Origin of the sequence: Microbacterium mcarthurae (assembly GCF_046064585.1) — a bacterium.
Lineage (GTDB): Bacteria > Actinomycetota > Actinomycetes > Actinomycetales > Microbacteriaceae > Microbacterium > Microbacterium mcarthurae.
In genome coordinates this window covers 1,076,215-1,099,291 of record NZ_JAROCE010000001.1, presented here as the reverse complement: position 1 = coordinate 1,099,291, position 23,077 = coordinate 1,076,215, and the positions used below count along the sequence as shown (strand labels likewise).

General features: G+C 68.8%; 25 protein-coding genes. 12 read left to right on the top strand and 13 right to left on the bottom strand.

From position 1 onward, the window contains the following. The first annotated feature begins 94 nt into the window (after window positions 1-94). The 3 genes from P5G46_RS05360 (at window position 95) to P5G46_RS05350 (ending at window position 1,569) form a co-directional block, all read left to right on the top strand. The gene (locus tag P5G46_RS05360) at window positions 95-649 is read left to right on the top strand and encodes a PadR family transcriptional regulator (protein ID WP_408905134.1); all 555 of its coding nucleotides are present in this window, start codon (window positions 95-97) and stop codon (window positions 647-649) included. 100 nt (window positions 650-749) lie between these two features. Beyond that, window positions 750-995, top strand: coding sequence for a hypothetical protein (locus tag P5G46_RS05355; protein ID WP_375095927.1), 246 nt, complete (start codon window positions 750-752; stop codon window positions 993-995). A 211-nt stretch (window positions 996-1,206) separates the two neighbouring features. Then, the gene (locus tag P5G46_RS05350) at window positions 1,207-1,569 is read left to right on the top strand and encodes a hypothetical protein (protein WP_239276758.1); all 363 of its coding nucleotides are present in this window, start codon (window positions 1,207-1,209) and stop codon (window positions 1,567-1,569) included. A 2-nt stretch (window positions 1,570-1,571) separates the two neighbouring features. Here P5G46_RS05350 and P5G46_RS05345 read toward each other — a convergent pair whose 3' ends face one another. Genes P5G46_RS05345 through P5G46_RS05330 form a run of 4 tightly spaced genes read right to left on the bottom strand, consistent with a single transcriptional unit; the run spans window position 1,572 to window position 5,924 of the window. Beyond that, window positions 1,572-2,804 carry an ABC transporter permease gene (locus P5G46_RS05345; RefSeq protein ID WP_408905133.1) on the bottom strand — a complete coding sequence of 411 codons (1,233 nt, stop codon included), beginning with the start codon at window positions 2,802-2,804 and terminating at the stop codon, window positions 1,572-1,574. Continuing rightward, window positions 2,801-3,478 (bottom strand): ABC transporter ATP-binding protein, encoded by a 678-nt coding sequence (locus P5G46_RS05340; protein WP_239276760.1) that lies wholly within the window; start codon window positions 3,476-3,478, stop codon window positions 2,801-2,803. Before P5G46_RS05340 ends, P5G46_RS05345 begins: the two co-directional genes overlap by 4 nt. Then, complete coding sequence (locus tag P5G46_RS05335) at window positions 3,475-4,962, bottom strand: efflux RND transporter periplasmic adaptor subunit (RefSeq protein ID WP_375095925.1); 1,488 nt, start codon at window positions 4,960-4,962, stop codon at window positions 3,475-3,477. Before P5G46_RS05335 ends, P5G46_RS05340 begins: the two co-directional genes overlap by 4 nt. A 26-nt stretch (window positions 4,963-4,988) precedes the next feature. Beyond that, window positions 4,989-5,924 carry a hypothetical protein gene (locus P5G46_RS05330; RefSeq protein WP_375095924.1) on the bottom strand — a complete coding sequence of 312 codons (936 nt, stop codon included), beginning with the start codon at window positions 5,922-5,924 and terminating at the stop codon, window positions 4,989-4,991. Window positions 5,925-6,092: 168 nt separating this feature from the next. Between P5G46_RS05330 and P5G46_RS05325 the strand changes: the two genes are divergently transcribed. Together P5G46_RS05325 and gnd are read left to right on the top strand one after the other, a co-directional pair. Beyond that, window positions 6,093-6,596, top strand: a complete 504-nt coding sequence (locus tag P5G46_RS05325; RefSeq protein WP_239276763.1) for a bifunctional nuclease family protein — start codon at window positions 6,093-6,095, stop codon at window positions 6,594-6,596. Window positions 6,597-6,679: 83 nt separating this feature from the next. Then, on the top strand, window positions 6,680-7,741 hold the full coding sequence (gene gnd, locus P5G46_RS05320; protein WP_239276764.1) for a phosphogluconate dehydrogenase (NAD(+)-dependent, decarboxylating): 1,062 nt from the start codon (window positions 6,680-6,682) through the stop codon (window positions 7,739-7,741). A 9-nt stretch (window positions 7,742-7,750) separates the two neighbouring features. Here the strand turns inward: gnd and P5G46_RS05315 are convergent, their stop codons facing one another. Beyond that, window positions 7,751-8,269 (bottom strand): hypothetical protein, encoded by a 519-nt coding sequence (locus P5G46_RS05315; protein WP_375095923.1) that lies wholly within the window; start codon window positions 8,267-8,269, stop codon window positions 7,751-7,753. A 105-nt stretch (window positions 8,270-8,374) separates the two neighbouring features. Between P5G46_RS05315 and P5G46_RS05310 the strand changes: the two genes are divergently transcribed. Then, window positions 8,375-8,935, top strand: coding sequence for a ribonuclease H family protein (locus P5G46_RS05310; protein WP_239276766.1), 561 nt, complete (start codon window positions 8,375-8,377; stop codon window positions 8,933-8,935). A 74-nt stretch (window positions 8,936-9,009) separates the two neighbouring features. Here P5G46_RS05310 and P5G46_RS05305 read toward each other — a convergent pair whose 3' ends face one another. From P5G46_RS05305 to P5G46_RS05280, 6 genes are all read right to left on the bottom strand, one after another. After that, the gene (locus P5G46_RS05305) at window positions 9,010-9,738 is read right to left on the bottom strand and encodes a hypothetical protein (RefSeq protein WP_239276767.1); all 729 of its coding nucleotides are present in this window, start codon (window positions 9,736-9,738) and stop codon (window positions 9,010-9,012) included. Then, entirely contained in the window at window positions 9,735-10,631 is an 897-nt protein-coding gene (locus tag P5G46_RS05300; protein ID WP_408905132.1) for an ABC transporter ATP-binding protein, read from the bottom strand. The genes P5G46_RS05305 and P5G46_RS05300 overlap by 4 nt, the downstream gene beginning before the upstream one ends. Then, window positions 10,628-10,990, bottom strand: coding sequence for a GntR family transcriptional regulator (locus P5G46_RS05295; protein WP_375095921.1), 363 nt, complete (start codon window positions 10,988-10,990; stop codon window positions 10,628-10,630). Before P5G46_RS05295 ends, P5G46_RS05300 begins: the two co-directional genes overlap by 4 nt. A gap of 105 nt (window positions 10,991-11,095) precedes the next feature. Continuing rightward, window positions 11,096-12,406, bottom strand: coding sequence for an HNH endonuclease signature motif containing protein (locus P5G46_RS05290; protein ID WP_408905131.1), 1,311 nt, complete (start codon window positions 12,404-12,406; stop codon window positions 11,096-11,098). A gap of 108 nt (window positions 12,407-12,514) precedes the next feature. Next, window positions 12,515-13,180, bottom strand: a complete 666-nt coding sequence (locus P5G46_RS05285) for a nucleoside/nucleotide kinase family protein (RefSeq protein WP_408905130.1) — start codon at window positions 13,178-13,180, stop codon at window positions 12,515-12,517. A gap of 143 nt (window positions 13,181-13,323) precedes the next feature. Then, entirely contained in the window at window positions 13,324-13,605 is a 282-nt protein-coding gene (locus tag P5G46_RS05280; RefSeq protein WP_239276772.1) for a GlsB/YeaQ/YmgE family stress response membrane protein, read from the bottom strand. Between the two features lie 231 nt (window positions 13,606-13,836). Here P5G46_RS05280 and yiaA point away from each other — a divergent pair, with 231 nt between their 5' ends. Next, window positions 13,837-14,301, top strand: a complete 465-nt coding sequence (yiaA, locus tag P5G46_RS05275) for an inner membrane protein YiaA (protein ID WP_239276773.1) — start codon at window positions 13,837-13,839, stop codon at window positions 14,299-14,301. Between the two features lie 59 nt (window positions 14,302-14,360). Here yiaA and P5G46_RS05270 read toward each other — a convergent pair whose 3' ends face one another. Next, a complete protein-coding gene (locus tag P5G46_RS05270) occupies window positions 14,361-15,395 on the bottom strand; it encodes an LLM class flavin-dependent oxidoreductase (protein ID WP_408905129.1) in 1,035 nt (344 codons plus the stop codon). 86 nt (window positions 15,396-15,481) lie between these two features. On the opposite strand from P5G46_RS05270, the gene P5G46_RS05265 reads away from it, so the two are divergent. The 3 genes from P5G46_RS05265 to P5G46_RS05255 all read left to right on the top strand — a co-directional run bounded on the left by P5G46_RS05265 (window position 15,482) and on the right by P5G46_RS05255 (window position 19,419). Further along, entirely contained in the window at window positions 15,482-16,240 is a 759-nt protein-coding gene (locus tag P5G46_RS05265; protein ID WP_239276775.1) for a hypothetical protein, read from the top strand. Window positions 16,241-16,284: 44 nt separating this feature from the next. Further along, window positions 16,285-18,885, top strand: a complete 2,601-nt coding sequence (locus P5G46_RS05260; RefSeq protein WP_408905128.1) for a DEAD/DEAH box helicase — start codon at window positions 16,285-16,287, stop codon at window positions 18,883-18,885. A gap of 114 nt (window positions 18,886-18,999) precedes the next feature. Beyond that, a complete protein-coding gene (locus tag P5G46_RS05255; protein ID WP_408905127.1) occupies window positions 19,000-19,419 on the top strand; it encodes a response regulator in 420 nt (139 codons plus the stop codon). Window positions 19,420-19,482: 63 nt separating this feature from the next. Here P5G46_RS05255 and P5G46_RS05250 read toward each other — a convergent pair whose 3' ends face one another. Beyond that, window positions 19,483-20,043 carry a Dps family protein gene (locus P5G46_RS05250; RefSeq protein WP_239276778.1) on the bottom strand — a complete coding sequence of 187 codons (561 nt, stop codon included), beginning with the start codon at window positions 20,041-20,043 and terminating at the stop codon, window positions 19,483-19,485. A gap of 166 nt (window positions 20,044-20,209) precedes the next feature. Between P5G46_RS05250 and P5G46_RS05245 the strand changes: the two genes are divergently transcribed. Beyond that, window positions 20,210-22,018, top strand: coding sequence for a glycoside hydrolase family 15 protein (locus P5G46_RS05245; protein ID WP_408905126.1), 1,809 nt, complete (start codon window positions 20,210-20,212; stop codon window positions 22,016-22,018). A 52-nt stretch (window positions 22,019-22,070) separates the two neighbouring features. Next, window positions 22,071-22,964, top strand: coding sequence for an SDR family oxidoreductase (locus P5G46_RS05240; protein ID WP_239276780.1), 894 nt, complete (start codon window positions 22,071-22,073; stop codon window positions 22,962-22,964). The last annotated feature ends 113 nt before the right edge of the window (window positions 22,965-23,077 follow it).

Genomic DNA, 23,077 nt, shown 5'->3' with positions numbered 1-23,077 from the left:
CAGGCTACTCCCGCGTCGTGGTGCGGCGGAGAGCGATCACTCGGCATCGAACCATATACTCGGAAAGCCATTTGTTCACGGGTCGGAGGGCCCTATGTCCGTACGCCAAAGCCTGCTAGCGATCCTCGATCGCGGCGACTGCTACGGCTCGCAACTGCGCGCCGAGTACCTGCGCCGCACGGGTGCGGCGGTCAATGTCGGGCAGGTGTACACCACCCTCGAGAGACTTCAGCGTGACGGTCTCGTGGAGCACCGGGGCGTGGATGAAGAGGGTCGCGTGCTGTGGGGGGCCACCGCCGCGGGTCGCGCGGAAGCCCGCGCGTGGCTCGGCGAGGCATCGGTCGCTGATCGGCGGGATGAGGTCGCTCTGCGCATCGCCTTGGCGCTCACTCTGCCCGGGGCGGACGTCGCGCGCATGATCGCCGTCCAGCGGGCCGCGGTTCGCGAGGCCCTGGCCGAAACGAGGGCGGACGACGACGAGCAGATGGATGCCGTCGCGCGCGCGGTCGTCCTCGCCGCCCGCCGCGCGCGGCTGGACGCCGACCTCCGCTTCCTCGACGAGGTCGAGAGGCTGGCCGCCGATGCCACCCCGTTCGGCCTCTCGACGGAACGTCCTCGCCGCGGCCGGCCGGTGCGAGCCGCCGGCTGAGCGGCCGTATCCCGAGATCCACGATTCGTCAACCCCGAAACGACACGCCGACGCGCGGCGCACCCTGAGAGTACCCCGGATATCAACAAGGAGTTCTCTCATGGTCATGGACATGCCCCTTCGCCGTCCGGGTCGCTTCGACACCACCACGGAGATCCCCTGGACGCGGATCGACCTGGACCTGTACGAGGTCGCACGGGACGGGCTCATCGTGGGGTACGTCGAGGTGGTCGGGGCCGTTTTCGTGGCTCTGGGGGGAACGCGTTACGACCGCGCCGTCGAGGTCGCGCAACACCTGACGTTCCATGCCGCCGTCGACACGGTTCTGCGCCGCGCCGGGAGCTGACGGCGCCGGGTAGCACGCCCGTTCGCGGAGTCAACCCCCTCGGCGTCGCGGGAGGGCTGACGGAGTGTCGAATCACCAGGAGGTCGACATGCTTTACCGACTCGCCGGTGGTGGTCGACGATGACCGCCGATCCCTTCCCCACCGGACCCCACCGTCCCATTCGCATCGCGCATCTGCCCCCGGTGCGATCGCAGCGACGAGAATCAGAAGATGACGCAGACGCTGGCTCGCCTGCCGGGCGCGGCTCGAAGGTTGTGCCTGAGCCGCCGAAGAGGAGAGATCTGCACGCGTGAGAAGGGCCATCGCGGCCTCCATCACCGTCGTGGCGGCGCGCTCCTGTGGAACGACCTCCAGGCCGACCCGCCCGAGTGCCCCGCCGGGGGGTCTCCGGCCGAACCGGCTCCCCGCCTGGACGACGGATTCCCGGGTGGTCGATCCCTCTGTCCCACCTGCTGGGCCTTCGTGCCGTTGCAGGACGACGGGACGTTGAGGCCGCACGACACGTGGCGGGGCGACCCCACCCGAGCCGATGCCGATCGACGGCGGGAGTGGTTCAACACCTTCGGCTGGTGACCTCATGATCCTCGCAGAGCCACGACGGGCTCGACGCGTGCCGCACGGCGGGCCGGCAGACCCCCGGCGATCAGACCTACGAGGGCGCCCAGCAGCGCGCCACCGATGGCGATGAACGGATCGAGCACCGGCGTCCAGTTCTGCACCACCGCCACCCCGACGACGGTGAAGACGCCTAGTGCGGCGCCGATCAGGCCGCCGAGGCCGCCGACGACGACCGACTCCACGACGAACTGAGCGGCGACCTGACGCCGCGTGGCTCCGAGGGCGCGTCGCAAGCCGATCTCGCTCGTCCGTTCGGTCACCGAGAGCATGGTCACGTTCGCGATGCCCAGCCCGCCCACGAGAAGGACGACGAGGCCGACGGCGGCGAAGATGGTCGTGAGGTCGTTCTGAACTCCTGAGCTCACGGTCGAGGACGCGGGGGGCGCGCCGACGGTGACATCGTCGGGCTGGTCGGGGAACAGCGCGAGCGCGATCTGCTGTCGCAATTGCGGCCCGGCGCCGACGACGATCTTCGCCCGCACGGTTGCTGGCGAGCGCAGACCGAAATCCCGTCGCGCCGCGCCGTCGGGGATGACGAGAGCATTGACGAGATCGCCGATGGCCTCGGTCCCGCTGATGATTCCGATCACGGCGTAGGCGCGCCCATCGAGGAAGACCGACGGCTGTGAGTCCACTCGCGTGATACCCAGCGCCATGGCGGTCTCCGACCCGAGAACCGCCACGCGATCGCCGCGGCGGTCATGGCCGGCATCGAAGAAACGTCCCGTGACGACGTGCCCACCGGCTGTGCTGAGCAGGCCCTCGGAGGTCGCGTAGATCGTCGGGGGCACAGCGGCCGCCGCGGAAGGATCCGTGATCGACACGGCGGAAACCGTCCCGCCGCGCAGATCCAGAGGGCTGAGTGTCGCGGAGGCCTCCACTCCCGCCAGCCGTGCGACCCGCGCAGCGGCGTCCTCGGGGAGTGCGGCGGTGGCGACGGATTTGCCATCCTTGTCCTTCGCGGTGGCCGGCGAGGCGACGACCTGTGTCGAAGCGACGGCGTCGAACTGACGCTCGATCTGAGCCGACGCGGTCCCTGCCAGCCCGATCGTGGCGACGAGCGCGGCTACGCCCAGCGTGGCCCCGGCGATCGTGGCCACGAGGCGCCCCGGACGTACACCGATGTCGCTCGTCGCCTCGGCAAGGAGGTCGTTCCAACCGAAGCGATTCGCTCGCACGCGGCGCTTCACGATCTCTCGCTCATGCGGCCGTCGCTGATGCGAATCACTCGGTCGGCGCGCTTCGCCACGGTGGTGTCGTGGGTGATGATCACCAGCGTCATGCCTCCCTCATGCAGCGCTTCGAAAAGGGTCATGATCTCCTCTGTCGTCCTTCCGTCGAGGTTCCCCGTGGGCTCGTCGGCGAGGACCAGGCGCGGCCTCGTCACCAGAGCGCGCGCGACCGCGACACGCTGGCGCTCGCCGCCCGAAAGGACGTCCGGCCTGAAGCCCAGGCGGTGGCCCAGCCCCACTCGTTCGAGGGCTTCTCTCGCGCGCGATTCTCGGTCGCCCCGGGGGGCGTCGCTGTAGATCAGAGGCAGCATGACGTTCTCCTCCACCGATCGCCGCGGAAGCAAGTGGAACGCCTGGAAGACGAATCCCAGTTGTCGAGCCCGCAGGGCCGTGCGTGCGTCGTCATCGAGCGTCGTGGTCGGTTCGCCCCCGAGCAGGTACTCGCCACTGGTGGGCCGGTCGAGCAGTCCCAGGATGTTGAGCATCGTGGATTTCCCTGAGCCACTAGGACCGACGATGGCAAGGTAGTCGCCTTCGTGGATCGTGAGGTCGACTCCCCGCAGCGCCCGCACTTCCGGCGGCCCCGGGAAGGAACGCGTCACCTCCTGTAACTCGAGAAGCGGGGCGATCATCGTCCCACCACCACGAGGTCGCCCTTGGACAGCTCTCCATCGACGGGACGTACTTCTACTGCTCCCGAGGCGGACAGCCCCGTCTCGACCACGACGCGGCGCGTCGATGCGGACTGTCCGTCCCGGGGGTCGCCGGTGACGACCTCGACCCGATCCTCGCCCCCGGGCCCCGCGGTGAGGGCGGCGAGAGGGACGTGGAGGACGTCGCCATCGGTGGCGGCGACGGGGATGCGAACACGGAGATTCTGCCCGCGCAGTTCCGTCAGCTGCTGGTCGGTGACGGCCGCCGGCGCGAGGGTCACCGTCCATCGATCACCCGCTTTCTGACCAGGAGTGACGCTGGTGACCGTGGCGTCGAGCGTCGAACCGTCGGGAAGGTCGACGACTGCCTTGCCATCTTTCTTCACGAGCCGGGCATCGGACTCGGGAACCGATCCGGAAAGCGAGAGCGCGGCACCGGACACGGTCATCGCCGTGCCCTTGAGTTCCGCTCCGCGCTGGGCCTCCACCGAGTCGACGCGACGGGGAAGGGCCGAGAGGTAGAGCACCTCCCCGGCGGGGAGGTACGGGAGTGCTCGCTCCTGTGCCCGCGCGAGATCTTCGCGTGCCTGATCGAGCTGCTCCTGGGCGCTACGAAGGTCCGTCTGAGCGGAGGACGCGTCCGGTGCGACATCCAGCTGCGCGCGCTTGGTTTTGGCCAACGCGAGCGCGTCCCGCAAATCGGCCACGCGCGCCTCGGTTTCGCCGCTGGCCACAGCGGCATCCAGGGCCCGTTGTGCACTCGCCACAGCGTTGTCCGCCTCTTGCTTCTCCGCGGCCGTCGCTCCGGCTCTCGCCTTGTCGTAAGCGGACGAGGCGGTTGCGACGGCCCGTTCGGCGCTGGCGACGGCGGACCGAGACGAACGAACCGCCGCCTCGGCATCCTCAGAGACTGCCGGAGCCGGGTAGCCCGCCTGCGCGTACAGTGCCTTCACTGCTGAAGCGGCCTGCTCATCGAAGACCGCGTTCTCTGGGTCGCCGGCGTCCAACCCGATGGAGCGCATCGCGGACTTGAACTGAGACACGTCCGGTCCGGAGACGCCGAAGCGGAGCGAACGGTACGCGGGAAGGTCCCCGGGCAGCACAATGACGGGGCGTCCCGCGACTTCCAGAGCGACGGAGAGCGGGTTCAGCTGGGTACCGACCTCCGGCACCCGTCCGGTCACGATGGGTTGGCCGGGCAGGTCGGTCGTATCGATCTTCACGTCGACTGGATCGGCGTAACCGAAGTCGGCTCGCATCGTGACCTCGTTGCTGAGCGGCCCATACTCCACCGGGGCGGTCACGTAGCCGGGCGCGGGGGGAGACCCCAGAGCAGCGGCGTCCGTCGGTGACACGACGAAGCGTCCCACCACGAGACCGGTCACCAGCGACGCCACTGCGACCGCGGACACGATCCACAGCGGGCGGTTGCGGCGGATGATCGCCCGGACCGGCGCGACCATATGGCCCACCCGAGTGCGCACGCCCGTCACGAGTTACCCTGCTCGGCCGCCGCTTTGGCCTTATCGAGCTCCGACCTGTGGTCGGCGACGAACTTCTCCTCGGCCGCCCACTGAACCTTCTCAACCCGCTCGTCGTAGCCGGTCTTCGTGCGGCAGTCCAGATCAGCCAGTGCCGTCTCGATCTCCTCCGTCTTGAACTTCTCCTTCGCGGAGGCGTCGGGCTGTGTGCTCCCGTCTCCCAGCAGCTCCATCCACTGCTGACTGAGGCTCGTGATGGCGCCCTGCGGGTTCGTGAAGCTGTATCCGGCCGTCGTCATGCAGGCCGCCCACTCACTATCCGCCCGCGCGATCTCCGGCGACGACGTGACCTTCTCCTGGAGCGTGCCCAGGGCCTGCCGGAGGTCGGCGAACTCGTCCGAGTCTGCGGAGGTCTGTTGGTCGGCCTTGCCGGAGCATCCGGCCCTCGCGGGAATCCACTCCTGCGGGGCCTCTTCTCCGGCGTAGTCGCCCAGCAGTGCTCGATTCCAGGCGCGCTGCTGCGATTCGGGAAGCGATTCCAGGTGCTTGGTGTTGGGGTCTGGTTCTGACGTCTCGGGGGTCTGCTCGAATGATCGGAGCATCCCGTACCCGTTCTGCGCGACCCACGAGCGGTCGTCGGGCTTCCAGTCATCCGCGGACACGGTGCTGTACGCCGTGGCGTCGACGTATGGTACGTAATCGAAGCCCTGCTCTTTCATGCATTCGGCGATCACTCCTTGCCGCTTCTTCTCTTGCTCCAGGAGCGCGGCACTGTCCGCGTTGGGATCGCTGGCGGCGCCGAAGAGCGCAGAAAGGTAGGGCGTGAGGGGCGATTGTCCTGTTGCGGTGCTGTCGTCTGCTGGGGATGACGCCGTGCACCCGGCGAGAATCAGCACGATACCGAGGGCGGCGGGGACGGCGAAAGTGTTGCGGTGGAATGACATGAGTACCTCCTGGTCGAAAACCAGAGGTAGCAGCGAAGCTTTTGGAGACATGAGGCACACCTGTGAGCCAGTGATGTGTGCCGCGCGGGTCCGCGAAGGAAGTAGCCGGGCCGCCCAGTGATTCACCCGTCTGCTCATCCGTTCGGTTGCGGCCCCTAACATGGCGTCATGGTCCCGGTACGCGTGCTCGGCGTGGCTCTCGACTCCGCCCAACAGCACGTCATCCTGCTGGCCCCGCTGTCGGGCGCCGAGCGGGAAGATGCCGTGGTCCTCCCGATATGGATCGGCCCGCAGGAGGCGATGTCGATCCTCGTCGCGATCGAGGGCGCGGCCGCCCCACGCCCGCTTTCGCACGACCTGATGGTCGTCATGCTCCAGGGCCTCTCGGCATCCGTCGACCGGGTCGAGGTGACTCGGTTGGTCGAGGGCACGTTCTACGCCGAGATCCACGTGCGTACGCCGCGGGGACCGTTCGTCGTCGACGCGCGCCCCTCGGATGCCATCGCTCTCGCCGCCCGCACCGACGCGCCGATTGCGGTCGCCGAGGCGGTGCTGGCCGAGGCGGGCGTGCCCGAAGGGGCGGTCGAGTTCGACACGAGGGGCGACGACGACCGGGTCGAGGAGTTCCGGAAGTTCCTCGACGACGTCGACCCCGACGACTTCCAGGGCTGACCCGGCCGCGACGTCTCGCCACGCTCCTAGACTCGCGTGAGAGCCGTCGATCGCGGCGGTGATCCACGACGAACGGGGTACGGATGCAACTCGCCATGGTCGGACTCGGGCGGATGGGCGCCAACATCGTCCGCAGACTCATGAAGGACGGCCACGACTGCGTCGTCTACGACGTCAATCAGGATGCCGTTTCGGCCCTGGTCGCGGAGGGCGCCGTCGGCGCTTCGAGCATCGCCGACCTCGCCGCCAAGCTGGAGAAGCCGCGCGCGGTCTGGCTCATGATCCCCGCGGGGCTCACCGGCGGTGTCGTCGACGAGGTCGCTCAGGTGCTGGACGCCGGTGACATCATCATCGACGGCGGCAACTCCAACTATCGCGACGACGTGCGGCGGGCAGCGAAGCTTCAGGACACTGGCATCCACTATGTCGACATCGGCACCAGCGGCGGTGTCTTCGGTCTCGAACGCGGCTACTGCCTCATGGTGGGCGGCCACGACGAGGCCGTCGCGCACCTGGAACCCGTCCTGCGTACGATCGCTCCCGGCCCGGGTGAGGTCGAACGCACACCCGGCCGCACGGGCGACTACACGCCGGAGGAGCGCGGCTACCTGCACTGCGGTCCCTCGGGTGCCGGGCACTTCGTGAAGATGGTGCACAACGGCATCGAGTACGGCATCATGGCGGCGCTCGCCGAGGGGCTCAACGTCCTGAACAACGCCGACGCGGGGATGCGTCAGGGGGAGCACTCCGCCGAGGTCGCGCCGCTGGAGGAGCCGGAGTACTACCAGTTCGACATCGACACCGCGAAGGTCGCCGAGCTGTGGCGGCGCGGATCGGTGATCTCCTCGTGGTTGCTCGACCTCACCGCCGCCGCTCTCGCGCAGAATCCGACGCTCGACGGCCTGGCCGGTCGTGTATCGGATTCGGGTGAGGGCCGATGGACGGTCAAGGCCGCCGTCGACATGGGCGTGCCGGTGCCCGTCCTGGCCTCGTCGCTGTTCGAACGATTCGCCTCACGGGGCGAGGACCACTTCGCCAACCAGGTGCTGTCAGCCATGCGGTTGCAGTTCGGTGGACACCAGGAGCTCCCCGCGGGCGATGTGCTCGAGGCGGGCGCGAAGAAGGCTGACAGCAGCGAGGGGTGACCCATCGCGTCAGCGAGCGAGCGAGATAGCGCAGATGAAGAGGGTGGCTCCGTCGTTCCACACGTCGGTGGCGGGTGCGACGCAGCCGCTCTCTTGCGCCGTGAGCAGTACGACCTCGTCGCCGCGGTACTCCACGTAGGGGCCGATCGTCCCGTTGACGGCTGCGGACACACCCGTGGGGAGGGAGCCGACGGAAGCGAGCGCCTCCATGAGCTCGACGCTGCCCTGTTCGGTGTAGTAGTTGCTCGCGTCGTAATCGCGGCAGTTGGCCGTGCCTCCGCTTCCCGTGGGGAATCCGGTGCCGAGGCAGTATCCACCGTCCGGGAGATCGGGCAGTGCGCCGTTCGTCTCCCGGTACTGCTCGAAGAGCTGCTGCCATTGCTGCAGCCTCTGCGTGGCCTCCTCGTTGGGGTCCTGGGGAATGTTCAAGAACCAGATGAGGAAGCCGACGGCACCGGCGATGATCACGGCGGCCGCGGCGATCGCGACGCGCGCAGCGGTCGACAGACGTGAGCGGGGCTCGGACATGGAGAGACTGTCCCACGCCCGTCGACGTCGCTGCGACGACCGGCACGCAATACCGCCCTTCGACGCTCATGACTTCATCCGGCCGGCGTCGGCGAGACTAGAGAGATGAGCACCGCCGAGTCTTCCCCCGATCGTTACATCGTCGCCACCGACGGCGCGTGCAAGGGCAACCCCGGACCCGCGGGGTGGGCCTGGGTGGGAGAGGACGGGCACTGGGCCGCGGGGTCCGTCCCCGAGGGCACGAACAACATCGGCGAACTGCTCGGACTCTTGCACGCCATCACCGATCATGCCGAGGTGCGCGACCTCGTGGTGCAGGCGGACTCGAAGTACGCCATCGATACGTACTCGTCGTGGATGGACGGCCATCGCCGACGCGGCTGGGTGACCTCGGCGAAGAAGCCTGTGGCCAACCGCGGCATCCTCGAAGCGCTCATTGCGGCGCGCGACGCGCGCCGGGCGGCGGGGCTCCCGGATGTCGTGCTGGAACACGTGCGTGGACACAGCGGCCACGTGCTGAACTCGTGGGCCGACGAGCGTGCCGTGCGCGCGTCGCAGCACGCCGCGAAGGGCGAGGAGCTGATCTGGACGTCGCTGCGAGGCCTGGACCGGCTCGACGTCTCGTCGGCGCCCCCGCGATCAGCGGCCGATCGTCACGGACGGTGACGCGAGAGAGGGGTGCCCTCAGGCACCCCTCTTCGGACACCTCGGGGCCGAGGACGCGCAGCGGCGGGCGAGGATCACCGCACCGATGCGCGGCGCAGCAGGACGTACTGCCCCACGATCGACATGACGATCATGGTCGTGGAGGCCACGACGAGCCACCACGGCTGAAACGCGGAGGCCAGCGGGACCAGGAGGATCGCGACGATACCGAGGGCGAGGACGAGCACCACGCCGAGCGCCGTCGGGCCCAGCGCCCCGAATCGCACCCACGCGGCAGCGAAAGCCCCGCCGATCGACAGGACGAACAGGGTGCTGAGGAAGGTGGTCAGGGCGAGCTGGAAGGGATTTCCCGACCCCAGAATGGTCACGTCCGTCATATAGATGTCGAAGAACCAGTGCCCCGTGGCCAGTTCGATGGCCAGGAGGACGAGCAGCATCGCGGTGACGTAGAGCGAGAGTGCGACGTGAGTGATCACGGTGCCGGCGACGAAGCTCCGGCGCGTGCAGCCCAACGACAGCGCGAGCGGGAACGTCAGCGAGACGGTCTGGACACCCAACCATCCCAGGAAGCCGGGAAGCGCCCAGAACACCGCGGCGTTGTTCCGGCTGTTCTGCACCCACTCGGCGCTTCCGGGAACGGAACCGGCCCGCCAGAAGATGATCGCGATGATCACGGTGAGTGCGAACACCACGAGCATGATCCCGGGCGGGGTCCGCAGCAGCAACGCGCGCTGCGAGAAGTGCAGGCGGAGGACGTCGAAGGGAGCGGCCCCGCGGCGGGAGCCGGCGATCAGTGCGGTCATGCGGGTGTTCCTTCCAGGGATTCGCTCTCGACGCCGTAGGCGGCGACGAGGTCTTGCAGTGTGGCCGGGGTGAGCTGCGCTCCGGCGCGGGCGACGCGGGCTCGCAGGTCCTCATCGGCGTGCGTCTCCAGGACGACGGAGGTGAGTCCGCCGATGGTCCTGCGCTGGAGGACTCGGAGCCCGCGAGCGAGATCCTCGACGGCGGTGGTCAGCCCGCTCAGGGTGACCGCGCTTCCCCGCAGGTCGTCCGCCGCGGCGGAGCGGACGAGTCGTCCTTCGTCGACGATGACGACGTGCTCGAGGAGGGGTTCCATCTCGTCGATCAGATGCGTGGACACCACGATCGTTCGGGGGTGATCGAGGTAGTCCTGCATGAGTGTGTCGTAGAAAAACCGGCGGGCCGTGGCATCCAGGCCCAGGTAGGGCTCGTCGAAGATCGTCAGGGGAGCCCGCGACGCCAGTCCCAGGACGATTCCGAGCGAGGAGGACTGACCGCGGGAGAGCTTCTTGATCGCCGTCTTGTGGGGGAGGCGGAAGCCGCGGACCAGATGGTCGGCGACCTCGGCATCCCATCCGGTGTGAAAGAGCGGGGCGACTTCGAGCACCTGTCGCAGTGTGAAGTCGTCGGGGTATCGCTGGTTGTCGCGGACGAAGCTGATGGCGGACATCGTCGCGGCGTTCTCGAACGGGTCGGTGCCGAAGACGCGGACCGAGCCCGACGTGGGACGGTCGTGACCGGCGATGATCGACATGAGCGTCGTCTTGCCGGCGCCGTTGCGGCCGAGCAGGCCCGTGATGGCGTTCTCAGGGATGTCGAGGGTGAGGTCGTCGAGGGCTCGCGTGCGCCGGAAGCGTCGCGACACCCCCGAGAGGTGGGCGGCGGGCTGCGTCATGACGGTGCCCCTTCCTGGTCGATGATGCGGTGGACGTCGGAGAGATCGAGACCGAGCGAGGCCGCCTCGTTGAGGAGCGGGGCGACGAAGTCGGCACGGAAGGCGGTGGCGCGTTCGTCGCGCAGCTGACGTCGGGCGCCCTCGCTGACGAACATGCCGAGACCGCGACGCTTGTGAAGGATGCCGCGGTCGACGAGGAGTCCGAGACCTTTTCCGACGGTCGCCGGATTGATGCGGTGGAACGCAGCCAGCTCGTTGGTCGAGGGAACCTGCGTTCCCTCGGGGTACACGCCGGCGAGCACGCCGTCGGCGATGGATTCGGCGATCTGAAGGAAGATCGGCTTGCCGTCGTCGAGCATCACACTCCTTGGGTTCATTACTTGAGTAATGAACCTACGAGGTGTCTCTTGTCGTGTCAAGTGAGCGTGCGCGCACGTTGAGCGGAACCGGACGTGCGCCACCGGTCAGAACGGCGGCGGATCAGGTTCGGGGACGAAAGCCACGTACCGTTCCGGACGGTCGGTTGCTCGGCGGCCGAGCGGACTCGTCCATTGGATGCTGCCGTCGGGGAGCTGGCGAGCGACCCATGGCGTCTCGGTCTTCAACGTGTGATGTCGTTTGCACAGGCAGGCCAGATTGCACCGGGCGGTGGGGCCGCCGCGCGCATGGTCGTGGTTGTGGTCGAGGTCGCACCGGCGAGCGGGCTGACGGCATCCAGGGAACCGGCAGTGCACGTCGCGGGCTCGGACGAACCGTTGCAGGGCGGGGGAGGGGCGGTACCGATCGACCGCCAGGACGCTGCCCGTGACGGGGTGCGTGACGAGTCGGTCCCACGCGGGGGCACCCGCCAGAAGGCGGCGAGCCGTGTCGGCGTCGATGGGACTGAGCCCGTCGATGGAGGCGTCCCGATCGGTCGCTCCCGCGGCGGTGAGCGCGGGAACGATGACCGACACGTTCGCGCGGATCGCGCCGAGACCGCCCGGAAGCGTGCCGGCCGTCGGGTCGACGGCGGGCTGTCCGGCGAGGACGAGGTCGCACAGGAGATCCGCGCGCGTCTGGTCCGTGGTGCGGCGGTCTTGCACGGCATCCGGATGGATGTCACCGACCTCGGCCTCGGCACGCGCGACCACGCGGATCGCACGTGCCTGTTGCGTCAACCGGTCGTACATCGCGCGGATCTTCGCCGCGCCGTCGATCACCCCCAGCCGTGCCATGCCGTCGACGCCGTCCTCCATCCACACGCGCCGCTGCTGCTCGGCACTCTCGAACCGCTCGGTGATCGAGGCCGGGTGCAGCTCTTCGAGCAGGGCGCGCGCGAACGCCCGTGTTCCCGCCGCGGTGTCGCTCGCGGCCCGCGTGACGACCCGGGCCTCGAACGCCGCTCGCAGCGTCGGATCAACGAGTTCGGTCCCGACATCGCGGATGACGGCCGCGTGGCGCGCGCTGATCCTGCCGTCGGAGAGGGCCTGCACCGTGGTCGGGAAGTCGTCGACGAGCTGGAGTGCCTCGCCGAGCCGCCGCTGGACAGTGCGGTCGTTCCATCGCAGCGCGACGCCGATCTCCGCCGCGATCGAGCGCAGCGCCATCTCGCGCTCCTGGATCGCCCGCGGACGGTGCTCCGACCGCCGCAGGGCGACGCGCATCGCCGCGGCGAACTGCACGATGCGCACGCCTTCGAGCTCGGCGAGAGCCCGTTCGCTCTCGACGAGCGCGCCGACGACCTCGGTGAGGACGGCGTCCTCGCGATCGTCGAAGACGGGCGGTCGATCCGGCATGCAGACATGCTGTCACGGACCTCCGACATCGCCGGCCGCACATCCACCGGGGGAGGAACGATCGATCCGCGCTGTGGCGGACGAGGCTCCACGCCCGACCGGAGATCGTCAGCCGACGATAGCCCCGCTCAGTCCCGAAACCGTCACGTCGGCTCGCGCGCGTGTGACCTCGATCAGGGCCGCGTTGGCGCCGTCGACGTCGCGCGCCCACGCGGTCGCCGCCTCACGCGTTCGACCGTAGGTCTGGTGTCGCTCGATGAGCCGTTCCTCGCGCAGCGCTGCCGGTGTCGCACAGAACCACGTCTGATCGAGCGCGTCACGAACGCGTGCCCACGGGCCCTCGTCGACCAGCAGGTAGTTTCCCTCGACCACCACGATCCGCGTACGGGGCTCGACGGCGATCTCACCGGCGACGCCTTCGTCGACCTCGCGACGGAAACTCGGCGCGAACACGGTGTGCCCCGTCTCTGCGCGGAGGCGATGAAGCAGTGCGAGGAATCCCCAGCCGTCGAAAGTGTCGATCGCGCCTTTGCGGTCGCGGCGGCCGAGGCGATCCAGGGTGGCATTGGCGAGGTGGAAGCCGTCCATCGGCAGGACCGCGGCCGAGCCTGCGCGGCGGGCGTTCAGCTCGGCGACGACGGCAGCCGCGAGCGTGGACTTGCCGCTGCCCGGACTGCCCGCGATCCCGAGGAGGAAGCGCGAGGATCCGGATGCCGCAGCCTCCACGCGCGCGACCAGAGCGGCGACGGCGTCGGCTGGTGGGGACGCGGGCATGCTTCGACTGTAACCGCGGCGTGGTCAGCGTCGACGGAAGATCCCGAGCAGGAGCGAGCGCCCTCGGCGTGTGCAACGACGAACGCCCCCGCCTCCTCGGCCGAAGCCGGAGGATGCGGGGGCGCGTCGCCTCGTGCGGGCGCTCAGCGCGTGCGAGCGCTACGGCCGCGCGTGGCGAAGACGTAGATGCCGAGCACGATGATGGCGCCGATGATCGAACCGATGATCCCGGACGGCTGCAGGAAGCCGCCCATGGGGTCGCTGCCGAAGATGAGGAAACCGAGGAATCCGCCGACGAACGAGCCGACGATCCCGAGGATGATGGTCATGAGGATGCTCATGCTCTGCTTGCCGGGGATGACGGCGCGCGCGATGAAGCCTGCGATCAGACCGACCAGGATGAGGCCGAGGATCGTCCAAAGCATGCTGTACTCCTTGCTGCGAGGTGCCGGGTGGCACAGCGCTTCTGCTGTGTGAAGCGCCTCCGGGAACGCTAGGCCAGCGGCATCCGTCTTCGCGCGCCCTTGAGGGACGGCATGCCAGTGGCTATGCTCTCGCGCTCGCGAAAGCGCATATGGCGTTCGCCGCATGCGAGAGTCGCTACCTTCCTCGAAACGCATATGCCTCGTTCGCGAGGCCCGAGGAAGGTGGGACCAATGATGGATCAGCAGACGCACCTCGAGATCGGACGGCCGACCGCCGCCTTCGTCGGGGCCTCATGGGTGGCGCTAGGGCTCGGCGCTTCCGTCTACTTCATCGGCCTGGCGAATGCCCAGATGCAGCTCGCGGAGAAGGGGTACTTCCTCGCGATCTTCCTGCTCGGCCTGTTCGCCGCCATCTCCGTGCAGAAGGCGGTGCGCGATCGCGCGGAGGACGTCCCCGTGACGGGGGCGTACTTGGGTGTCGCCTGGGGCATGCTGCTCGCGTCGCTCACGCTGATGTCGGTCGGCCTGTGGAACGCCGATCTCCTGCTGTCGGAGAAGGGCTTCTACGGCATCGGCTTCGCCATGAGCCTCTTCGCGGTAGTCGCGGTGCAGAAGAACGTGCGCGACATCGCGGCGTTCCGCGCGATCCACCCCGACCCCGTGCCGGCCGAGCGGCCCGGTCTGGTCGGAAGCTGAGGCTCGCACGGAAGCAGCCCCGGATGCCATGGCATCCGGGGCTGTCCTTTCGTGCGGCCTCACGCGGTGGCGAGCGTCGACTCCCACCCGAGCGCCGGCGCGACGTGCGTGGCGAAGTTCTCGACCAGGCGCAGGTTGAACTCCACACCCATCTGGGACGGGATCGTCAGGAGCAGAGTGTCGGCGCTCATCACGGCCGCGTCGTTCTGCAGCTGCTCGACGAGGACGTCGGGTTCGGCAGCGTACGTCTTGCCGAAGGTCGATCGCATGCCGTCGATGACGCCGATCTGGTCGGACCCCGCCGAGCCACCGAAGTACAGGTGATCCTCGTCGCTGACGATGGGGAAGATGCTGCGGCTCACCGAGGTGCGCGGCTCGCCGGGGTGGCCGGCCTCACGCCACGCGGCGCGGAAGGCGTCGAGCTGACGCGCCTGCAGGATGTCGAACGGCGTGCCGTCGGCCTCGGTCAGCAGCGTCGACGACATGAGGTTGACGCCGATACGCCCCGCCCACTCGGCCGTGGCCGTGGTGCCGGCGCCCCACCAGATGCGCGTACGCAGTCCGGGGGAGTGCGGTTCGATCCGCTGCCGCCCGGTGCCGCCGCCGAAGGGGCTCAGGGGGTCGCGTTCGGCGAGGCCTTCGTCGTCGATGGCGCGGAGGAACAGGTCGAAGTGGTCGCGGGCGATGTCGGCACCGCGCGGATCCTCCGAGCCGGTGTAGCCGAATGCCTCGTAGCCGCGCACCACCGTCTCGGGTGACCCGCGGCTCACGCCGAGGGCGAGGCGGTTTCCGCTGATGAGGTCGACGGATGCCGCCTCCTCGGCGAGCATGAGGGGGTTCTCGTACCGCATGTCGATGACGCCCGTCCCCACCTCGATACGCGAGGTGCGTGCGGCGATGGCGGCCAGGAGCGGCATGGGCGCCGACTGCTGTCGGGCGAAGTGGTGGACGCGGAACGAGATGCCGTTCACGCCGAGGTCGTCCATGCCCTGAGCGAGGTCGATCGCCTGCAGCATGGAGTCGCCGGCGGAGAGGTGATGCCCGCCGCCGAGGGGGCCGTAGTGCCCGAAAGAGAGGGTGCCGAAGGAGCGCATGTCCTGTGCAACGCGGCATCCGGAAATCTATTCCGTCGAATGAACGTCCGACCCCGCCGTCCGCCAGCTGTGAAACGATGCAGGGCATGGATGCCGAGGAGCGGAGCGAGCTCGAGAGGCTCCGGGCGCGGGCCTACGGACCGGATGCCGATCTCGCCGACGACCCGGACGCGTGGGCGCGGTTGCGTGAACTGGAAGAGGACGACCGGCAGGGCAGGACCGAAGCGTCCGAGAGTCTCGCCGCGGCCGAAACCGAACCGCCCGACGCCGGTGTCGCCGACGACGCCGAAGAGCGGGACGCCGGCGGCGACCGGACCGCGTCCCGACGACCCCGAGTGAAGAATCCGCGGACTCTCTGGCTCTGGGCCGGCTCACTTGCGGCTGTCGCGGCGATCGCGAGCGCGGCCTCGATCGCCGCGGTGACCGTCGTTCCGGTGGCGCGTACCGCCGGCGTCGCACAGGTGGACAGCCTGCTCCCGGACCCGTCGGTGCGGACCGATTCCCTCTCATCGCTCGGCATCGACTCATCGCAGCTGACGGGTTATGCGGACTACCTCGGTCTCACCGCCTTCGCGGGGCCCACCCAGATCGATTCCGCCGGCAACCGGGCGGACTGCCTCGTGCTCGTCGACACGAACGAACTCTCCGGTGAGGACGACGACGAGGACTCGTTCCGCGGCGGATTCCGTTACGGCGGCTGCGGGGCGGGCAGCTTCCCCGCGACCGTCGAATTCATCGTCACGCCTGAACTGCCCGAGGATTTTCGCAACCGATTCCCCGTCGGCACGGCGGTGCAGTTCGTGCGTGAGGGGGAGCGCGTCGGCGTCTTCTCCGACGCCGAGTGAGCGATCCGACCGGCCGCGCAGCGGCGGGATGAGAGGCTGGAACGGTGACCTCCCTCCTCGACCACGTGCCCGCAGGCAGCGACCCGGATGCCGCCTACCTCGGGTTCGTGGAGTGGGCGAGCGGTCGCGGACTGACCCTCTACCCCGCCCAGGACGAGGCGGTCATCGAGATCGTGTCGGGCGCCAACGTGATCTTGTCGACCCCGACCGGCACGGGGAAGTCCCTCGTCGCTGTCGCCGCGCACGCGGCATCCCTCGCCCGGGGTGGTCGCAGCTACTACACCGCCCCCATCAAGGCCCTCGTGAGCGAGAAGTTCTTCTCCCTCGTCGAGGTCTTCGGTGCCGAGAACGTCGGCATGGTCACGGGCGACTCGTCGGTGAACTCCGACGCCCCGATCATCTGCTGCACGGCCGAGATCCTCGCCAACCTCGCCCTGCGGCAGGGGGCGGATGCCGACGTCGACCAGGTCGTCATGGACGAGTTCCACTACTACGGCGAGCCCGATCGCGGCTGGGCGTGGCAGGTCCCGCTGCTGCTCCTGACGCGAGTGCAGTTCGTCCTCATGTCGGCGACCCTCGGTGATGTCACCGACATCGCCGACGACCTCTCGCGGCGTACTGGCCGGCCGACGGCGCGGGTGACCGGCGTCGAGCGACCCGTGCCGCTGCACTTCGAGTACGCGCGGACGCCCGTGCACGAGACGGTGCAGGAGCTCCTCGACACCCGGCAGGCTCCCGTCTACGTCGTCCATTTCTCGCAGGCGGCGGCGATGGAGCGCGCGCAGGCCCTGTCGTCGATCCGCATCATCGGGCGGGAGCAGCGCGACGAGATCGCCGAGGCCATCGGTGGTTTCCGCTTCACGACGGGGTTCGGCAAGACGCTTTCCCGTTACGTGCGCGCGGGGATCGGCGTGCACCACGCCGGGATGCTGCCGCGGTACCGCCGCCTCGTCGAGACGCTCGCGCAGCGGGGCCTCCTGCGTGTCATCTGTGGTACCGACACGCTCGGCGTGGGCATCAACGTCCCGATCCGCACGGTGCTGCTGACCGCGCTGACGAAGTACGACGGGCAGCGCATGCGGCAGCTCTCCGCCCGCGAGTTCCACCAGATCGCCGGTCGCGCCGGCCGCGCGGGGTATGACACGGCGGGGACGGTGGTCGTCATGGCCCCCGACCATGAGATCGAGAATGCCGCGCAGATCGCCAAGGCCGGCGACGACATCAAGAAGCAGAAGAAGATCGTCCGCAAGAAGGCGCCGCAGGGCTTCGTCAATTGGACCGAGCAGAGCTACGACCGCCTCGTCGCGGCGGAGCCCGAGCCGCTGCAGCCGCAGATGGAGCTCACCGCCGCCATGCTGATCAACGTCATCGCGCGGGGCGGCGACGTCTTCGGCAATGTCCGCGCGCTCGTCTTCGACAATCACGAGCCCCGCGCCCGCCAGTACGAGCTCGCCCGCCGCGCGATCGCCATCTTCCGCACGCTGGTGCAGGCAGGGGTGGTCGAGGTAGTCCCCGGCCCCGCCCCGCGCGAGTCGCCAAATTCTGTCGCTTCGGGCGGCCCCGAAGCGACAAATCTTGGCGACTCGCGCATCCGGCTCACCGTGGACCTGCAACCGAACTTCGCGCTCAACCAGCCGCTGTCGCCCTTCGCGCTCGCCGCCATCGAGATGCTCGACCCCGACGTGGAGCTCGGCAGGGGAGCGGATGCCGCACCGTCGGCGTCCTCGGTCGGCACGGGGCACTACGCGCTCGATGTCGTCAGCGTCATTGAGGCGACGCTCGACGACCCGCGACCGGTGCTGTCCCAGCAGCAGTTCCGTGCGCGGGGCGAGGCCGTGGCGGCGATGAAGAGCGAGGGGATCGAGTACGACGAGCGCATGGAGCTGCTCGAAGAGATCACGTGGCCGAAGCCCCTGGACGAGCTGCTCGCACAGGCGTACGAGGTGTTCGCCTCCAGCCAGCCGTGGATCCGTGACTTCGAGCTGTCGCCCAAGTCCGTCGTTCGCGACATGTACGAGCGGGCGTGCTCGTTCGGCGAGTACGTCTCGCTATACCAGCTCGCGCGCAGCGAAGGACTCGTCCTCCGCTACCTGAGCGATGCGTACCGGGCGATCCGGCAGACCGTGCCGGTCGATGCGCAGACGCCCGACCTGCTCGACCTCATCGCGTGGCTCGGCGAAGTCGTGCGGCAGGTCGACTCGAGCCTGGTCGACGAGTGGGAGCAGCTCGTCAATCCCGCCGACGACCCGTCAGCTCCGGTGGTCCCGCCGGCGCCGCCGTCGATCCTGACCAACCACCGCGCGTTCGTCGTCCTCGTGCGCAACGAGATGTTCCGCCGCGTGCAGTTGGCCGCGTTGCAGCGCGACGACGAACTCGTCGAGCTCGACCCGGCCGTGGACTGGCCCGCGGCGCTCGACGCCTACTTCGACGAGCATGACGCGATCGGTACGGGGGGAGCGGCGCGGTCGTCGGCGTACGTCGCGATCGACGAGTCCGCGGCGTCGGATGGCCTGTGGCGGGTAGAGCAGACGATCGACGATCCGGCCGGCGACCACGATTGGCGCATCCGCGCCGAGGTGGACCTCGCGGCCTCCGAGGACGAGGGCACCGCGATCGTGCGTGTCACGGAGGTGCTGCGGCTCTGACCACCCTCCCCAGCGGGCGGCAGGGTGAAGTTGTCCACGGTGGGCGCCTGTCGACTCGCGAGCGGGAGACAGACGTCGTACATTCGACCGCACCCCCGCTCGAAAGGACGCACCGTGACCGTCGACGCCGCGCAAGCGATCATCGCTCTCGTCGCGCTCTTCGTCACGTTCGCCTCCCTGATTCTCGGCGGGACGAAATGGATGATCGTGCGGATGGAACAGCGCATGGATCGCCGCTTCGTCGACTCGGAAACACGATGGGACGCGCGGTTCGCCCGTGCGGAAGAACGGTGGGAAGCGCGGTTCGCTCGATCCGAGAGCCGCCTCACCGAGCGCTTCGAGCAGATCGATAAGCGGTTCGAGCAGGTCGACAAGCGCTTCGAGCAGGTCGACAAGCGGTTCGAGCAGGTCGACCATCGTCTCGTCGCTCTCGACGAGGAGATCCGGGGTGTCCACGACTCCCTGTCAGACGTCAAGGTCGCCCTCGCCCGGCTCGAGGGCCCGCACCCGCCCTTCCTGATCGCGCGCGGCTGATTCACGCCGGAACGACGGATGCCGAGGCCCCGAGGCCCCGGCATCCGCTGTGTTCCGTCGCTCTTACGACTTTCGTGCGACGCGGTTCTCGGCGCTGACCATCCACGACAGCTGCTCGAGCCGCTCGAGGATCCCGTGCAGGATGTCGGCGCTCGTGGGGTCTTCGTCGTCGACGTCGTCGTGCACGTCGCGAACGGTGCCCACGGTCGCGTCGATGCGCTCGGTGATGAGGTCGACGACCTCGGCCGTGTCGACTTCGCCCTGCGGGAACTCCGGCAGGGTTGTCGTCTCGGCGATGGTGTCGCTGCGACCGTCCGGCAGTGCGTGCAGCGAACGCATGCGTTCGGCGACGGTGTCGCTGAACTCGCGTGCGGCTTCGATGATCTCGTCGAGCTGCAGGTGCGTGTCGCGGAAGTTCTTGCCGACGACGTTCCAGTGGGCCTGCTTGCCCTGGATCGACAGCTCGATAAGGTCGACCAGAACGGCCTGCAGGCTCTCGGTGAGCTTCTCGGAAGCCTGGAAGCCCTTCTCGGCGTTCTGCTCCTCGGTGGTCTCGGGGCCGCTGCCGCCGCGAGCCGGGCGACGACGGTTCTTGGTCGGGGAGTCCTTCGTGGTGGAAGACATGCGCGTTCCTTTCACTCGCGGTCGGAGTCGACGTTAGGCCGTGGAACCTCGGGTGGGCCGGGGGTTGCGAGTGCGGCGGTGCCGCGGTACCGCCGGTCCCGTAGCCGCTCGCCCCCGGATCGACAACCCCCGGCGGCGGGCGGAGACCGGTTCTTACCGTGGGGACGTGCCCTCGAAACCACCCTCTCCGTCCCGCCCTCTGCGCGACTACGCGGCGATCGGCGACGGCCGCACGGTGGCACTGATCGCGCGCGACGGAGCCGTCGACTGGTTGCCGTTGCCGAACATCCACTCCCGCCCGGTCTTCGCACGGCTCGTCGACGAGTCGGCGGGCGGCTGCATCGAACTGGCGCCCGTGGGCGAGTTCGAAGTGACGCGTCGCTACATCGCGCACACCAACGTGCTCGAGACCACCTTCACGACCGACACGGGCGTGGCCACGCTCACGGATGCCATGGTCACGGGCATCGCCGGGCGGCTGCCGTGGGCTGAGCTCGCTCGAAGAGTCGAGGGCGTCTCGGGCGAGGTGGAGTTCGCGTGGTGCGTGCAGCCCGGCACCATGCTGCGTTCGGCAGCACCGTGGACCGAACGCATCGACGGGTTCTCCATCATGCGGGTCGGGCACGTGTCGCTCGCCGTGGTGGGTTCGGAGCACGGCATCCACGGTGAGCCCGACGAGCGAAGCGAGAGCATCTCCGGCGGCTTCACCACGGCAGAGGGTTCGCGGCATCTGCTCGTGATCGCGGCGACAGAAGGCGAGCCCTTGCGGGTCCCCGACGCGAAGAACGTGGACCGCGGCATCGACCGCACCGTCGACGGATGGTCGATGTGGTCCGAGGAGTTCTCGTACGACGGGCCGTGGGCGGAGGACGTCCAGCGCAGCGCGTTGGCGCTGAAACTCCTGCTGTTCAGTCCGACCGGCGCGATCGCCGCCGCCGCCACCACATCACTGCCCGAGAACCCCCGCGGCGGAAAGAACTGGGACTACCGCTTCGCGTGGGTGCGCGATCTGGCGTACACGGCGCACGCGTGGGTGGGATTCGGTCTTCGCGAAGAGACCCACGCGGCCTTGTCGTGGATGCTCCGCACGATCCGCGAGCACGGCCCCGAGGTGCGGGTGATGTACACGCTCGACGGCGGTACCGACGTGGGCCTGGAGAAGCACGAGGTGCCCGGGTGGAATGGCATCCAGCCCGTCGTCACGGGAAATCCGGCACAGGGCCAGCTGCAGCTCGGTGTGTACGGCGATCTCATCGCGATCTGCCGGACCTACGTCGAGGCCGGCAACCGTCTCGATACCCAGACCGGGAGGCTCCTCGCCGACGTCGCCGACAAGACGTGCGACCTGTGGCGCCGTCAGGACTCCGGCATGTGGGAGCTCCCGGAACTCGAGCACTACACGTCGTCGAAGATGGGCTGCTGGAAAGCGCTCGACGATGCTCAGTGGCTCGCCTCCGGCGGACACATCCCCGACAACGGTGAGCGGTGGCGCGCCGAACGCGACCGCATCCACGTCTGGGTCGAGGAGAACTGCTGGTCCGAGACGCTGCAGGCGTACACGCTGCGCCCCGGCACCGACGATCTCGACGCCTCGGTGCTCCTGCACGCCCCGACCGGTTTCGATCGCGGCGAGCGGATGTCGAAGACACTGGATGCCATCACCGAGCGTCTCGGTACGGAGAACCACCTCGTCTACCGCTACACCGGCATGGACCAGGAGGAGCACACCTTCGTCGCGTGCGGGTTCTGGCGCGCGACGGCCCTGGCCTGTGTCGGCCGCCACGCCGAAGCGCTCGAGGCGATGGACGCTCTCGTCGCCCAGGCCAACGACGTCGGCATCTACGCCGAGATGATCGCCGAGGACGACGGCGCGTTCTGGGGCAACCTGCCGCAGGCCCTCAGCCACCTGGCGCTCATCAACGCCGCCCTCGTCATCCGTGACGTGGTCGACGAATCCGACCTCGGCGACCGCTGAGCCTCCCCGCCGGGGCGGTCCGTCTCGGCATCCCCCTACGAAAGGACTCGCCATGACCTCGCAGTACACCTTCACCGACCCGGCGAAGCTCTACGCCGACATCGAGCCGTCGAAGCAGCACCAGCCGGAACCCGGTCTGGACGCCGAACTGGCGCCGAAAGCCGCGCTCGGCGAGGACACCTATGTCGGCAGCGGCCGCCTCGAGGGCCGCAAAGCCCTCATCACGGGCGCCGACTCCGGCATCGGGGCTGCCACGGCGATCGCCTTCGCCCGCGAGGGCGCGTCCGTGGCGATGTCGTATCTGCCCGAAGAGAAAGAGGATGCCGACCGCATCGCGGGCATCCTGCGCGAAGCCGGGGCGACCGTGGCGCAGATCCCCGGCGACCTGCGCGATCCCGAGTACTGCCGCACCCTCGTGGCTCAGGCTGTCGAAGAGCTCGGCGGTCTCGACATCCTCGTGAACAACGGCGGCAAGCAGCTGTTCAACGAAGACCTGACCACCCTGACCGACGAGCAGTTCGACGCGACGTTCAAGACCAACGTCTACGCGATGTTCTGGATCACGAAGGCAGCACTGCCGCACCTGCCGGCGGGTTCCGCGATCATCAACACGACGTCGATCCAGGCGTATTCGCCGTCGGCCATCCTCGTCGATTACGCCTCGACCAAGGCGACCATCAACGCCTTCACCAAGGCGCTCGGCCAGCAGCTGGCCCCGAAGGGCATCCGCGTGAACGCGGTCGCCCCGGGTCCGATCTGGACGCCCCTGCAGGTGTCGGACGGGCAGCCCCAGGAGAAGGTCGCCGAGTTCGGCGAGGAGACCCCCCTCGGTCGCATGGGACAGCCCGCCGAGCTCGCCCCGGCGTACGTGTACCTGGCATCCGCGGAGTCGAGCTACGTCATCGGCGAGACGCTGAACGTCAACGGCGGCATGCCCACCCCGTAAGGCGACGCGTTCCCCGTCGCCTGGGGGTTCCCCCGGCTGAGTGTCCAAGACACGCGGACGGCCCGTCGTGGCATCCGCGTGTCTTGGACACTGGGGCACTCTGAGTTCGAGAC

Coding starts and splice junctions, on each gene's coding strand:
- P5G46_RS05360 (WP_408905134.1), top strand. CDS start 95: ATGTCCGTACGCCAAAGCCTGCTAGCGATCCTCGATCGCGGCGACTGC.
- P5G46_RS05355 (WP_375095927.1), top strand. CDS start 750: ATGGTCATGGACATGCCCCTTCGCCGTCCGGGTCGCTTCGACACCACC.
- P5G46_RS05350 (WP_239276758.1), top strand. CDS start 1,207: ATGACGCAGACGCTGGCTCGCCTGCCGGGCGCGGCTCGAAGGTTGTGC.
- P5G46_RS05340 (WP_239276760.1), bottom strand. CDS start 3,478: ATGATCGCCCCGCTTCTCGAGTTACAGGAGGTGACGCGTTCCTTCCCG.
- P5G46_RS05335 (WP_375095925.1), bottom strand. CDS start 4,962: ATGGTCGCGCCGGTCCGGGCGATCATCCGCCGCAACCGCCCGCTGTGG.
- P5G46_RS05330 (WP_375095924.1), bottom strand. CDS start 5,924: ATGTCATTCCACCGCAACACTTTCGCCGTCCCCGCCGCCCTCGGTATC.
- P5G46_RS05325 (WP_239276763.1), top strand. CDS start 6,093: ATGGTCCCGGTACGCGTGCTCGGCGTGGCTCTCGACTCCGCCCAACAG.
- gnd (WP_239276764.1), top strand. CDS start 6,680: ATGCAACTCGCCATGGTCGGACTCGGGCGGATGGGCGCCAACATCGTC.
- P5G46_RS05315 (WP_375095923.1), bottom strand. CDS start 8,269: ATGTCCGAGCCCCGCTCACGTCTGTCGACCGCTGCGCGCGTCGCGATC.
- P5G46_RS05310 (WP_239276766.1), top strand. CDS start 8,375: ATGAGCACCGCCGAGTCTTCCCCCGATCGTTACATCGTCGCCACCGAC.
- P5G46_RS05305 (WP_239276767.1), bottom strand. CDS start 9,738: ATGACCGCACTGATCGCCGGCTCCCGCCGCGGGGCCGCTCCCTTCGAC.
- P5G46_RS05300 (WP_408905132.1), bottom strand. CDS start 10,631: ATGACGCAGCCCGCCGCCCACCTCTCGGGGGTGTCGCGACGCTTCCGG.
- P5G46_RS05295 (WP_375095921.1), bottom strand. CDS start 10,990: ATGCTCGACGACGGCAAGCCGATCTTCCTTCAGATCGCCGAATCCATC.
- P5G46_RS05290 (WP_408905131.1), bottom strand. CDS start 12,406: ATGCCGGATCGACCGCCCGTCTTCGACGATCGCGAGGACGCCGTCCTC.
- P5G46_RS05285 (WP_408905130.1), bottom strand. CDS start 13,180: ATGCCCGCGTCCCCACCAGCCGACGCCGTCGCCGCTCTGGTCGCGCGC.
- P5G46_RS05280 (WP_239276772.1), bottom strand. CDS start 13,605: ATGCTTTGGACGATCCTCGGCCTCATCCTGGTCGGTCTGATCGCAGGC.
- yiaA (WP_239276773.1), top strand. CDS start 13,837: ATGATGGATCAGCAGACGCACCTCGAGATCGGACGGCCGACCGCCGCC.
- P5G46_RS05270 (WP_408905129.1), bottom strand. CDS start 15,395: ATGCGCTCCTTCGGCACCCTCTCTTTCGGGCACTACGGCCCCCTCGGC.
- P5G46_RS05265 (WP_239276775.1), top strand. CDS start 15,482: ATGGATGCCGAGGAGCGGAGCGAGCTCGAGAGGCTCCGGGCGCGGGCC.
- P5G46_RS05250 (WP_239276778.1), bottom strand. CDS start 20,043: ATGTCTTCCACCACGAAGGACTCCCCGACCAAGAACCGTCGTCGCCCG.
- P5G46_RS05240 (WP_239276780.1), top strand. CDS start 22,071: ATGACCTCGCAGTACACCTTCACCGACCCGGCGAAGCTCTACGCCGAC.